Source organism: Arcobacter sp. YIC-80 (assembly GCF_044841725.1).
Taxonomy (GTDB): Bacteria; Campylobacterota; Campylobacteria; order Campylobacterales; family Arcobacteraceae; genus Arcobacter_B.
Map to the genome: position 1 here is coordinate 39,145 of NZ_JBJBSI010000007.1, position 13,214 is coordinate 52,358.

The following is a 13,214-nucleotide window of genomic DNA, read 5'->3' on the forward strand; positions in this document are numbered from 1 at the left end:
CTTTTATTGTTTTCCTAAATTAAACTCTTTTTTATTTAGACTTTTTCTATATAAAGCCCAAATAAAAAAGATTTCTTTTCTTAAACTGTTCATATTTTCATGGGATATTACAGCTACAAGCATTTTTTGATTTGAAGAGTAAGTTATACTTTCAAAACCACTTTTATATACTTCATTTAAAAACTCTTCATTGTTTTTTGTTTTGATATAAAGCTTGGCAAAAAAGTTTTGTTTACTTTTTTTTCTTTTCATATAATCTTTTAGTTGTACTCCACTTACATCAAACTTTTCTTGATACTCTAAACTTTTGTTTTCGTAAAAAGAGTTTTTCATAAGCATAGAAGTAAAATCAAAGTTTTCATAACTTCTTCCACGACTTAAAATATCCGTATAAAAAAACGTACAACTTTCATCAAAAGTTAGTCTAAAAAGTTGTATATATTTTGATTGTTCGTACAAAATCAACTCATCATTTATAAACTCCAAGTTCGCGCTTTTTTGAAGTTTGATATTGATATAGTTGATTCCATACTCTTTTTTTGATTTATAAATCTTAGTTGCAGATTCAGTTGTAAGAACTAAGTTTGATTTGTTTAAAGATACATGAAGTTTTATCCTATCTTTTGGAAATATCCCCTCACCTATATTTAGAAGTTTTATATAATTTTCATCTTCGTTAAAATAGTAATATCGTGAAGGTAAAAGTAGTTTATCCAAACTAAATACATCTTCTTTAAAATCAAACTTTATGCTCATAAATCCTCTTTATATGTTTATAATTTCAAAATATTTTAACTAAAAAGTTTTCATCATTTTTTCTACACTTGTATATAAAACAATCAAACAGACATATATTTGTTTACAATATCATCACTTAGTTCATTGATTTCCCCATTTGCTACAACACTTCCTCTATCTAATACATAAAAGTCATCTCCATGTCGTCTAGCAAAAGGAAGTTTTTGCTCAACTAACATAACTGTCATATCTTCTTCTTTTGTAAGATAGTCAATAACCTCACCTATTTGAGCTACGATATTTGGTTGTATTCCCTCACTTGGTTCATCTAAAATTAAAAATTTTGGATCAATACATAAAGCCCTTGCAATTGCAAGTTGTTGTTGCTGACCTCCACTTAAATCCCCACCTTTTCTTTTTTGCATATCTTTTAAAACAGGGAAAAGCTCATAGATTTTTTCAGGTACTTTTTTGATTTTATTTCTATTTGCTAACACTCCTATTTGAAGGTTTTCTAAAACAGTAAGTTGTGAGAATATCTCTCTTCCTTGTGGTACATAGCCTATGGCAATACCTGCTCTTTTATGGTCACTAAGTTTTGAAATATCTTCTCCATCATATAAAAGTTGTCCATCTTTTATAGGAAGTAAGCCCATGATTACTTTACTTAGTGTTGTTTTTCCAACACCATTTCTTCCCATAATACAAGTACATCTACCTTTTTTAAGCTCTAAACTTAAATCCCAAAGAGTATGACTTTGTCCATAGTATTGATTTATTTTTTCTATTTTTAACATATTATTCTACTCTCCTAAATATACTTGTCTTACTTTCTCATTGTTCTGTATAGCATCCATACTTCCCTCAGCTAAAACAGAACCCTCATGTAAAACTGTAACTTTTTTAGCGATACTTCTAATAAACTCCATATCATGCTCTACAACTACAACTGCATTATCTTTTGCTAGATTTGTTAGAATCTGGGCTGTGTTTTCTACTTCTTGAGGAGTCATTCCTGCAACTGGTTCATCTACAAGTAGAAGTTTTGGTTCTTGCATTATTAGCATTCCTATTTCTAACCACTGTTTTTGTCCATGGGATAAAATACCTGCTTGCCTATGAACTAAATCCTTAAGTCCAATAAGCCCTAAAGTCTCATCTATCTTATCTTTTTGCTCCCCACTTAGTTTTGAAAATAGAGTTTTAAAAAATCTCTTATCATCTTTCATAGCAAGCTCTAGGTTTTCAAAAACTGTATTGTTTTGAAATACAGTTGGCTTTTGGAACTTTCGTCCAATACCTATTTGAGCAATAGTTGGCTCATCAAGTCCAAGTAAATCAACAGCCTCACCAAAAACAATATGACCTTCATCAGGTCTTGTTTTTCCAGTTACTACATCCATCATAGTTGATTTTCCAGCACCATTTGCACCAATAATACATCTAAGCTCACCATAATTTATGGAAAAACTTAGATTATTTAAGGCCTTAAAGCCATCAAAACTAACGCTTACACCATCAACTAAAAGGATTCTATCTCCTTTTTTTAAATCACCTACATTTTGTTCATTTTCATGTTTTAATAGTTTCATCTTAAGCCTTTTTTAGTTTTGAACTAAGTTGTGAAAATACACCCACAACTCCCTTTGGTAAATAAAGTGTTACTACTACAAATAAAGCACCTAAAGCATATAACCAAACCTCAGGTAAAGCTGATGTAAAATATGTACTTGCAAAACTTACAACAATTGCTCCAATAATCGCACCATATAAAGTACCTCTTCCACCAATAGCAACCCAAATTACAAGCTCAATAGAAAATAAAGGAGAAAATACACCAGGATTTATAATTCCCACTTGTGGTACATATAAAGCCCCTGCAATTGCAGCTAACACAGCTGATACTACAAAGATAAACAGTTTGTATTGCTCAACTTTGTATCCTAAGAATCTTACTCTACTTTCAGCATCTCTGATTGATATAACAACTCTTCCAAGTCTTGAATTTATGATAAATCTACAAACTAAATAACCTAAAACTAAAGCTAAAAAAGTGATGATTAAAAGTGCAACCCTTGTTGTATCACTTGATAAATCAAAACCTAAAATGTCTTTAAAATCTGTAAGTCCATTATTTCCACCAAAGCCCATATCATTTCTAAAAAATGCTAACATTAAAGCATAAGTTAAAGCTTGAGTTATGATTGATAAATAAACTCCTGTAACCCTACTTTTAAAAGCTAAGTATCCAAATACAAAAGCTAAAATCCCTGGAATTAACATCACCATTAAAAAAGCAAATAATGGATTATCAAAACCTTGCCAAAACCAAGGTAACTCTTTTAGGTTCATAAAAACCATAAAGTCAGGTAAATCTGGATTTCCATAAACACCTCTATCACCTATTTGTCTCATAAGATACATAGCCCAAGCATAACCACCAAGGGCAAAAAATGCTCCATGACCAAGACTTAAAACTCCTAAATATCCCCAAACTAAATCCAATGCCAAAGCTAAAAGTGCAAAGGCTAAATACTTTCCTAAAATAGTTACTGTAAAAGTTGAGATGTAAAATATTGAATCACTTGGAACAAATAAATTACAAAAAGCAACTACAAAAACTACTACAGCTAAAGAAGAAAGAACTATCTTTCCTCCTTTGTCATTTTCTAATATTTTTAAAATTAATGCTTTTCTTTCCATCTAATTAATCCTCAACATCTCTGCCCTTTTGAGGAAATAATCCTCTAGGCTTTTTTTGAATAAATAAAATAATAAACACTAGAATAATAACCTTAGCAAGAACAGCTCCTGAAACAGGTTCTATAAACTTGTTTATCTCACCTAGTGTAAGAGCTGCTATAAATGTACCCCAAAGATTACCAACTCCACCAAATACAACTACCATAAAACTATCAACTATATAAGCTTGTCCTAGGTTTGGTCCTACATTTGTAAGTTGAGATAAGGCAACACCTGCAACACCTGCTATACCTGAACCTATACCAAATGTGATTGCATCAATATAGTTTGATTTAATTCCCATAGCTCTCGCTATTGGTCTGTTTTGAGAAACAGCTCTAACTTTTAATCCAAGTGAAGTTTTTTTCATCACAAATAAGATTGCTAAAAATACAGCAAATGCAAATATGATGATATAAAGTCTGTTGTATGTTAAAAACAGCGTACTATTTACTTCTAAAGCTCCACTCATCCAAGATGGTGTTTTTACTTCTTGATTTAAAGGCGAGTAGATTGTTCTAACTAATTGTTGTAAAATCAAACTAACCCCAAATGTTGCTAAAAGTGTTTCAAGTGGTCTTCCATAAAGATGTCTAATAACCAATCTTTCAATCAAAATCCCAACAACACCACTTACAATAAAAGCAGCAGGAATAGCAATAAGAATAGAATACTCAATAAGTCCTGGCATAACTTGCTGAATTGTATAAGTTGTATATGCTCCAATCATAATAAGCTCCCCATGAGCCATATTAATAACCTTCATAACACCAAAAGTAATAGATAAACCAATAGCAGCTAAAAGTAAAACAGACCCCATACTTAAACCAAAAAATGCAGTTTCAATAAAAGAATAAAAAGACTTACTTGATTCAATACTTTTTATTGATTTTTGGGCAGTTTGAACTAAAACTTTATCTTCACTGCTGTTTTTAATCTCATTTAATGTTTGAAGAGATTTAGAAGATAAAAACTCTCCTAGTTTTTTTGTAGCTTCAATTTGTTTTTCTTTTGTTGAAGCATACTTTGCATCAAGATTTGTTTTTATTTCTTCTAAAACCTCTTTTACATCGCTACTTTTCTCTTTGTTTAAAGCTTCTAAAACTAAAGCTTGATTTTTTACATCTAAGTTTTTAAGTAGATTTTTTGCTGATTTAAGTCTTTTATCTTCATTTTTTGAAAAAAGATTTAATTTAGCAAGTGATTCTTTGATAACACTTCTTAATTTATTGTTTATCTTTATCTTTTTAAAATCATATTTTGATTTTTTATCTAAAGTTTTTTTTGAGAAAACCTCAACAGTTATATACTCTCTTTGAATTTTTTCTTTCAGAAAAACTAATGTTTTATCTTTTTTTATGTAGTAAAGTTTTCCTTCTAGCATTCTTTGTAAAAGATACTCTAGATTATCATTTTGTGAGTGTTTAGAAGTTAAATCTAAAATAGCTTTCTCTTTGTTTTTAAAACTATTTGTAATCAAAGAGTTTGCATCTTCTTTTAAAGTATTTGCATAAGTAAAACCTACTAGCAATAAATTAAGTAATATTATTTTTAAAATATTCATATTAACCTTTCATTATAAAAGCATGGAAGAGAACTTCCATACTTTTATTAATTTGCACCTATACATTTATTAGTTTTTGTGTTGTAGTTTCCACAATTAACTGGTTTAGTCCAGTCAGAAATTAAGTCTTTACTTCCTGGTAAAAAGTCAGACCATGCATCACCTGCAACTTCACTGTCAGTTTCCCATACAGTTTCAAATTGACCATTTTCTTGAATTTCACCAATTAAAACAGGTTTTGTTAAGTGGTGGTTTTTAAGCATTTTTGCAGTTCCACCTGTAAGGTTTGGAACAGTAATACCAATCATTGCATCTCTTACTTTATCAACATTAGTAGTTCCAGCTTTTTCTACAGCTTTTACCCACATATTAAATCCAATATAAGTTGCTTCCATTGGGTCATTTGTAACTCTTTTATCATTTTTGATAAATGTTTTCCATTTAGAAATAAACTCATCATTTGCTTGTGATTCGGCACTTTGGAAGTAGTTCCATGCAGCTAAATGCCCAACTAAAGGTTTAGTATCAATTCCTGATAACTCTTCTTCCCCAACAGAAAATGCAACTACTGGAATATTCTCAGAAGTAATACCTTGGTTTCCTAACTCTTTATAAAATGGCACATTTGCATCACCATTGATTGTAGAAACAACTGCTGTTTTCTTTCCAGCACTACCAAACTTCTTAACATCACTTACAATACTTTGCCAGTCAGAGTGACCAAATGGTGTATAGTTAACCATAATATCAGATGCAGCAACCCCTTTTGCTTTTAAATATGCTTCTAAAATTTTGTTTGTTGTTCTTGGATATACATAGTCAGTTCCTGCTAAAACCCATCTTTTAACACCAACTTCATTCATTAAGTAATCAACTGCTGGAATTGCCTGCTGATTTGGCGCAGCACCTGTATAAAATACATTTTTAGAAGACTCTTCCCCTTCATATTGAACAGGATAGAATAATAAACCATTTAACTCTTCAACCACAGGTAAAACAGATTTTCTAGATACTGATGTCCAACATCCAAAAGTAACATCTACCTTATCTTTAGTTAAAAGACCTCTCATTTTCTCTGCAAATAAAGGCCAGTTTGAGGCAGGATCAACAACTACAGGCTCTAATTTTTTACCTAATAGTCCACCTTTTTTATTTTGCTCTTCTATTAGCATTAAAACTGTATCTTTAAGTGTTGTCTCACTAATAGCCATAGTTCCTGATAAAGAGTGTAAAACACCAACTTTAATTGTATCAGCAGCTTGTGCCATTAAACTCATACTAACCAACGCCGAAGCAGCTAAGGCTTTTGCAAATCTTTTCTTCATGAATTCTCCTTTTTAATTCAAGTCATCTTTGACTTCTAAAAAGAAGTATAAAAAAGAAGTGTTGTTTTAGTGTTGTTTTTTAGATTGAAAATAAAGACTTAGTGTATATATTTTATACACAAGTCATTTATCTTACTGTAATTAAAATCATCTAGTAAGGCTTTTATATAAGCCTTTTGATTCTCTAAGAGTTTATAAGTTTCAAGGAGTTCAAGTATCTTATCTTCATTCATATCTAAACTATATTTTCTTAATAGTTCAAAAAAAGTTTTAGAAATGCCACTAAAACTATCTTCTATATTTTCTACTTTTACAGTTTTAGGTATAGTTTGAAGCTTTGAACTTAGATTTAAATATTTTGAGATTTTAGAAATAAGTTCATTTTCATCTATTGGTTTACTTATGAAGTCATTTGCACCACAAGCTAAAGCTTGTGCTTTATCCTCTTCATATACATTTGCAGAAATAGCAATAATAGGCAAGTCTAAATTTAATTGCTCTCTTATAATCTTCATAGTTTCTAAACCATTTAAATCCTTCATCAAAATATCCATACATATTAAATCTATATCATATTTTGAGATTAACTCCAAAGCTTCACTACCACTACTTGCTTCATAAGTTTTAAATTTATATTGTTCTAATATTTTACAAATCAAATCTCTATTTACTTTTATATCATCAACTACTAGGATAGTTTTATTTTCTATTATTGAATTAGCTTCAAACTCTAAAACATCAGCTTTTTTTACTTTATCTTGAGACAGTTCATATTCAATACTAAAAAAGAATTGAGTTCCTTTCTTTATTTGGCTTTTAACATAAATATCCCCACCCATTAAAGTAACTAACTCTTTAGTAATAGATAATCCAAGACCTGTTCCTTTTTGTTTAAACTCATCATCAACTTGCTCAAATGGTTTAAATATCTTTTCTAAATCTTCTTTTTTTATTCCTTTTCCACTATCTTTTACTTCAAAGAAAAGCTTTTTATTTTTTTCATAGATATTTACTATAATTCTTCCTTCTTTATTGGTAAACTTTAAAGAGTTTCCTAGTAGATTTATAAGTATCTGTTTTAGTCTTTGCTCATCTGTTTTTATATATTTAGGAAGAGTTGATAAAAAATTTATCTCAAAATTAATATCCTTTGATTTACATCTAAAACTAAAAATTGAGTCAAGCTCTTTCACTAAATCATGAAAGTCAAAACTTATTGGTCTTATCTCAATTTTTCCTGCTTCTATTTTTGAAAGTTCTAAGATTTCATTTATGATATTTAAAAGATGTTTACCACTTTTTTGTATGATATTTAAACTCTCTTTATCATTTTTGTTTATTGAAGTTGATTTTTGAAGTAAACTTGTAAAACCCAAGATAGCATTTAGTGGTGTTCTTAATTCATGGCTCATTCTTGCTAAAAAAATGGATTTTGCTTTATTTGCATTTTTGGCTTCATTTATTGCTATTTTTAACTTTGATTCACTACTTATAAGTTTTGTAGTATTATCTTTAAAAATCTCAACGGCACCTATCATATCACCTATCTCATCATCATATTTATTTTTTTCTAATTCAACACTCATATCATTTTTTGAAAGTCTTAACATGATTTTTCTAAGTAAATCAAGTGGGTAAACTATTCTAAAAAGAATAATAAAAAAGGAAGTTAAAAAGATAAGAATAGATAAAACCACAATAACATTTACATTTAATTCTTGTTGTTTTACTACATTAGCAGCCTCAATAACTTTTTGTTTTGTTCTTTTTTCAAAGGCTTTATAAAAAGTATCTAAAGGCTTCATAATTCTAATCTTTGCCTCATGATACTGCCTTGAGTGCATAATCTGTCTTGCTAATTTAAAGTTTGGTTTATCTTTGATTGTATAGTTTCCCTCACTATTTTCAAAGATACCTTTTACGGCATTCATTGCTTTATGCTCTAATCTTGTTAGATCATCTGATTCATTTTGGGAAGTAAAAAGTAAGTTTAACTCCTCATCAAGAAAGTTTGCTTCTTTCATTAACTGTCTTAAAGGTATTTTTTTCCCATCAAGTTTTGCCACACTTCCATCAATAGTTAAAAAATCCCAAAAAATACCGTTATATCTTTGGGGTCTTGCTTTTAATCCATTTCTTATATCAAGAACAGTTTTATACTGTTTTTCAAACATAGGATTTCCTGTTATTACATAAGTTCTTGCCATTCTTGTTAAATCATCACTACTTTGTCTTAACTCATGGGCTAAGATAAGTGATTTGTATTGCATTTCATAAGCGTCTTCTAAATCAATGGTTGCTTTTTGATATTTATTAATCACAATTGCCATACTTATAAAGGCAACTGTATTAAAAATAAACAGCAACATAAAAAGTTTCTTCAATTTCACATAAAATCCTAAATCTATCTTTATATCTATTTGCTTATAATTGTAACAACTAGCAAAAGCAAAAAGAGTAAACATAATGAATAAAAAATATACAGTACTTATAATAGATGATAAAATCGAAAATCTAAAGTACTTAAAAGAGATTTTAAAAGATGAACCTTATGAATTAAAAGCAAGTCCAGATGCACTATTTGCCATAGAAGCAGCAAAAGAAAATCCACCCAATCTTATACTTCTTGATATAAAAATGCCAAATATTGATGGTTTTGAAGTATGTAAAATAGTAAAAGAAAATAAAAAACTAAAAGAAATACCTATTATTTTTATAAGTGCTTTAGATGATGTTTCTATAAAAGTAAAAGCTTTTGAACAAGGTGGTGTTGATTATATTACTAAGCCTTTTGAACAAGAAGAAGTAAAAGCTAGAATAAAAACTCAACTTCAAATCTATGAAAATAAACAAACAATCTCAAAATTACTAAATCAACAAGACTTTTTTTTAAAAAAAATCATTCATGAAATAAATACTCCTTTAAGTGTAATCTCTTTAAATGTAGATAGTTTAGAAGAGCAAATAGGACAAAAAGAACAACTTGAAGTTATAAAAGCCTCTTCGAAATCACTCTCATCAATCTACAATGATTTATACTTTTTAACAAAAAAACAAACAAGAGAAAAGTCAAATGAAAAGATAGATTTAATTTCATTTTTATCTTCAAGAGTACAGTTCTTTGATGAGATTGCAAAAACAAAAAACATTCATATTCATCTTGAAATATATAAAGAGTTTGAGCTTTTTATGGATAGATATGAACTTGAAAGAGCAATTGATAATACTCTTTCAAATGCCATAAAATACTCTTTTGAAAATGAGGATATAGAAATAATTTTAGATTATGAGAAGAAAGGAAAAATTGAAGTAAAAAACAAAGGAATCACCATAGAAGATACAGACTCAATTTTTGAAGCATACTATCAACAAAAAAATAAAAATATTGGTTTAGGTTTAGGCTTAAATATCGTAAAAGAGATTTGCCAAAACAATAAAATACAAATAGATATAAAATCAAGTAAAGAAGAGACAAGTTTCTCTTATATTTTTCCAACAAATATGACAAAGGAGGTTTTATGAAAATACTATTATTAGAAGACGACCATAATCTAAATAAAATCATAAAAGTTTCCTTAGAGAAAAAAGGTTTTTTTATAGATAGTTTTATAGATGGATATAAGGCTGTTGATAAAATACTAAATGATAGTTATGATTTATATATTTTAGATGTAAATGTTTTAGGTTTTGATGGGCATAAAACTTTGGAGTTTATTAGACAGAAAGATATAAATACTCCCGTGATTATGATAAGTGCAAAAATTGATATTGAAAATATCAAAAAATCATACAATCTTGGATGTAATGATTATATTAAAAAGCCTTTTGATTTTGAAGAGTTGTATCTTAGAATTGAGTATCATTTATCTCATTTAAATTTAGAGCAAAATAGTGATCTATTAAAAGACTTAGGCAATAACTTCTCTTTTGATTTAATAGAGCAAAGACTTTATAAACATAAACATGAGATTGATTTAACTACAAAAGAGAAACTTCTTCTTACACTTTTTTCAAAAAATATTAACAAAACAGTTACAAATGAAATGATTCATGAGTATGTATGGAGTTCAAGACAAATGCAAACAGTTAGTATGAGAAGTGTAATTCATAAATTAAAACAAAAATTAAAAAGTGGAATGATTATAAACTTAAGAGGTGTGGGATATAAACTAATTAAATGAGTTGAGAGAAAAGCTTCTTTTAGAAGCTTTCCCACTCATCATCACTACTTGTATCAGTAAATGATTGTTTTGCACTTGTTGAAGGTGCTTGTGTGTGAGCTTTAGTTTGTGTTTGCTTTGGTTTAGATGAAACCTTAGCATTTGTTTGATTTCTAAGCTCTGCTAAAATCTCTTCAGAACTTTTATCACTTAATTTTACAGCCTCACTTTTAATACTATCTTTTCCAATAAACTCTTTTTCATTAGCTTGTTGTACAATTAATTTAGCAATTTCATCTGTTTGTACAGCAATACTATGTGTAGTATTTGAAATAACAACATTTTGTTGTGTTTGTTGATCAAGTTGTGTTACAGCATCATTAATCTGTTCAATTCCTGCTCTTTGCTCTTTTGAAGCTTCTGAAATTGTAGCAATTAATTCTGTAGTTTTTAAGATACTTTGATTTAATGATTCATAACCTTTAATCATCTTATCAGCACCATCTTTACCAGCATTTGCTTTTTCAGTTGCTTTTTCAACAATATCTTTAATCTCTTTTGCTGCTTCTGCACTTCTTGCAGCTAAGTTTCTTACTTCTTGTGCTACAACTGCAAAACCTTTTCCAGCTTCACCAGCTGTTGCTGCTTCTACTGCTGCGTTTAATGATAAAATATTTGTTTGGAATGCAATTTGATCAATTACAGTAATTGCTTCTGCAATATCTTGTGTTTGGTCATTAATTTCATCCATAGACTTAACTGTACCTGTTGCTAATTCTTGACCTATTTTAATTGATTTAGATAAGTCCTCTGAATTAGAAGCCATTGTTGTAATACTTTCTGTATTGTTAATTATAGTACTTGTAATCTCTTCTAATGCTGCTGCTGTTTCTTCAAGAGCTGCTGCTGTAGTAGTTGAGTTTTTATTTAACTTATCTACATTTTCAAGTAATACATCTGAACTTGCATCTAATGTTAATCCATTTTGTTTATTTTCAGCTAACATACCATTAATTATTTTTGATAAATCATTTATAGCAACTTCAACTTTTCCATTTGCATTTTTGATATTTTCTCTAAAGTCTAATTTACCATATTTTGCTAAAACATCTAAGATTACATTTGTATCTCTACCAATATTACTTTCTAAATTATCAAGCATTTCATTGATTTGAGTTTGTAAAATTTGTAAAGCTTCTGTTTGAGTCGTTTTTTCAACTCTACTATCTAAATAACCATCTTTAATATTTGCTACAACTCTCGTTACATCTTTAATTAAAGCACTATCTTGTTCAATTAAAGATTTTGTTTTAACAACATTTTGGTTTACTATCTTAGCCATTTTACCAATTTCATCATCTGCACTATCATCTAAATGATCAACATCATCTTTTTCTTTATTAATATATTTAAAGAAATTTAATAAACCATCTTGGAAGTTTTGTAATGGTTTAAATATCGTTTTATTAGATAATACAGCCATTACAAATGCTAAAATAATCATAATAACAAATATGATTATACAATTTCTAATAATTACATCTAAAATTTGTTCTTGCGTTTGAGCTTCCATTTCTTTAATTTTAGCTTCAATATCATCTACATAAACACCTGTTCCTATAATCCAATCCCATTCATTGAACTTTTGAACAAATGATATTTTAGGTTGAGGCTTTGTAAATCCTGGTTTCGGCCACATATAGTCTAAATAGCCACCATTAGGGTTTTTATTAGCTATTTTTACAATTTCTCTATATAAATATTTTCCATTAGGGTCTTGTAAATCATACATGCTTTTACCATTTAACGATGGTTTAATAGGGTGCATTTTCACAACATGTTTTGAATCATTTATCCAAAAATAACCACTTGCATCTTTTCCATATCTCATATCAGCAATTGCTTTATATGCTTCATTTTGTAATCTTGTTGTTACATCATCAACATATTCTCCTGTTCCTACTACCCAACCAAATGGTTTAAATAGTTTTACAAAAGAGACTTTATCTTGTGGTTTGTCAAAGCCAGGTTTTGGCCATACATAATCTACAAAACCTTCACCTTTTTCTTTAGAAACTTTTGCTGCTTCGTAAAAAATTCTAGTTCCACCTTTATCTGCATAATTAGATAAATCTTTACCATCTAATTGCGGTTTAATAGGATGCATTACAATTCTTGCATCTAAGTCATTCATCCAAAAATAACCACTTTTACCATATCTTGTAGATTTAACTGCATTTTTTACTAACTCTTTTAATTCTTCTTGAGATACTGTTCCCTTATATTTATTATAAGTTCCTTCCATGATAGAAAAAATAAAACCAGTTTGCTCTTTTAAATAACTTTGTACTTCAGCTTTTACTTTTTCTTTAGAAGTTCTTGCATGATAAGACTCGACAGTTTTCATAGCTAAAGAGACATAATTTTCTAACTCTTTTTGCTTAGAAGAGTATGCATCTTCTTTAAACTTTTCAATAACTGCATCAGAAGTCTCTTGTAAAGATATTATTGATTGGACAATCATTGCAGAAGAAACAACTACGATTGATGTTATTACAATCATTAGCAGTTTTGCTTTAATAGATATTGATTTAAACATATTTACTTCCCCTTAATTTAAAATAATAGTTTATGAAATAACTATTATTATCTCTTAATAATTCTTATTAAACCCCATAAAAGAAT

The 13,214-nt window shown here is 28.7% G+C and carries 10 protein-coding genes; 2 read left to right on the forward strand and 8 right to left on the reverse strand.

The features are described from left to right. Positions 1-3: 3 nt before the first annotated feature. The 7 genes from ACH5BK_RS10135 to ACH5BK_RS10165 all read right to left on the reverse strand — a co-directional run bounded on the left by ACH5BK_RS10135 (position 4) and on the right by ACH5BK_RS10165 (position 8,759). Positions 4-756, reverse strand: coding sequence for an urease accessory protein UreD (locus ACH5BK_RS10135; protein WP_404307009.1), 753 nt, complete (start codon positions 754-756; stop codon positions 4-6). A gap of 83 nt (positions 757-839) precedes the next feature. Further along, entirely contained in the window at positions 840-1,535 is a 696-nt protein-coding gene (gene urtE / locus ACH5BK_RS10140; RefSeq protein WP_404307011.1) for an urea ABC transporter ATP-binding subunit UrtE, read from the reverse strand. A 6-nt stretch (positions 1,536-1,541) separates the two neighbouring features. Then, positions 1,542-2,330: an urea ABC transporter ATP-binding protein UrtD gene (gene urtD / locus ACH5BK_RS10145; protein WP_404307013.1), complete on the reverse strand. Its 789-nt coding sequence runs from the start codon at positions 2,328-2,330 to the stop codon at positions 1,542-1,544. 1 nt (position 2,331) lies between these two features. Then, entirely contained in the window at positions 2,332-3,441 is a 1,110-nt protein-coding gene (urtC, locus tag ACH5BK_RS10150; RefSeq protein WP_404307015.1) for an urea ABC transporter permease subunit UrtC, read from the reverse strand. A gap of 4 nt (positions 3,442-3,445) precedes the next feature. Beyond that, positions 3,446-5,044 (reverse strand): urea ABC transporter permease subunit UrtB, encoded by a 1,599-nt coding sequence (urtB, locus tag ACH5BK_RS10155; RefSeq protein ID WP_404307017.1) that lies wholly within the window; start codon positions 5,042-5,044, stop codon positions 3,446-3,448. 47 nt (positions 5,045-5,091) lie between these two features. Further along, entirely contained in the window at positions 5,092-6,369 is a 1,278-nt protein-coding gene (urtA, locus tag ACH5BK_RS10160; protein ID WP_404307019.1) for an urea ABC transporter substrate-binding protein, read from the reverse strand. Between the two features lie 98 nt (positions 6,370-6,467). After that, positions 6,468-8,759 (reverse strand): ATP-binding protein, encoded by a 2,292-nt coding sequence (locus tag ACH5BK_RS10165; protein ID WP_404307021.1) that lies wholly within the window; start codon positions 8,757-8,759, stop codon positions 6,468-6,470. Positions 8,760-8,835: 76 nt separating this feature from the next. On the opposite strand from ACH5BK_RS10165, the gene ACH5BK_RS10170 reads away from it, so the two are divergent. Further along, positions 8,836-9,891, forward strand: a complete 1,056-nt coding sequence (locus tag ACH5BK_RS10170) for a hybrid sensor histidine kinase/response regulator (protein WP_404307023.1) — start codon at positions 8,836-8,838, stop codon at positions 9,889-9,891. Beyond that, the gene (locus ACH5BK_RS10175; protein ID WP_404307025.1) at positions 9,888-10,550 is read left to right on the forward strand and encodes a response regulator transcription factor; all 663 of its coding nucleotides are present in this window, start codon (positions 9,888-9,890) and stop codon (positions 10,548-10,550) included. Before ACH5BK_RS10170 ends, ACH5BK_RS10175 begins: the two co-directional genes overlap by 4 nt. Before the next feature lie 19 nt (positions 10,551-10,569). Here the strand turns inward: ACH5BK_RS10175 and ACH5BK_RS10180 are convergent, their stop codons facing one another. Further along, positions 10,570-13,128 carry a methyl-accepting chemotaxis protein gene (locus ACH5BK_RS10180; protein WP_404307027.1) on the reverse strand — a complete coding sequence of 853 codons (2,559 nt, stop codon included), beginning with the start codon at positions 13,126-13,128 and terminating at the stop codon, positions 10,570-10,572. Positions 13,129-13,214 lie beyond the last annotated feature (86 nt).

Bases quoted from the DNA above. Each gene is read 5' to 3' on its own strand.
- ACH5BK_RS10135 (WP_404307009.1), bottom strand. From the start codon at position 756: ATGAGCATAAAGTTTGATTTTAAAGAAGATGTATTTAGTTTGGATAAA.
- urtE (WP_404307011.1), bottom strand. From the start codon at position 1,535: ATGTTAAAAATAGAAAAAATAAATCAATACTATGGACAAAGTCATACT.
- urtD (WP_404307013.1), bottom strand. From the start codon at position 2,330: ATGAAACTATTAAAACATGAAAATGAACAAAATGTAGGTGATTTAAAA.
- urtC (WP_404307015.1), bottom strand. From the start codon at position 3,441: ATGGAAAGAAAAGCATTAATTTTAAAAATATTAGAAAATGACAAAGGA.
- urtB (WP_404307017.1), bottom strand. From the start codon at position 5,044: ATGAATATTTTAAAAATAATATTACTTAATTTATTGCTAGTAGGTTTT.
- urtA (WP_404307019.1), bottom strand. From the start codon at position 6,369: ATGAAGAAAAGATTTGCAAAAGCCTTAGCTGCTTCGGCGTTGGTTAGT.
- ACH5BK_RS10170 (WP_404307023.1), top strand. From the start codon at position 8,836: ATGAATAAAAAATATACAGTACTTATAATAGATGATAAAATCGAAAAT.
- ACH5BK_RS10175 (WP_404307025.1), top strand. From the start codon at position 9,888: ATGAAAATACTATTATTAGAAGACGACCATAATCTAAATAAAATCATA.
- ACH5BK_RS10180 (WP_404307027.1), bottom strand. From the start codon at position 13,128: ATGTTTAAATCAATATCTATTAAAGCAAAACTGCTAATGATTGTAATA.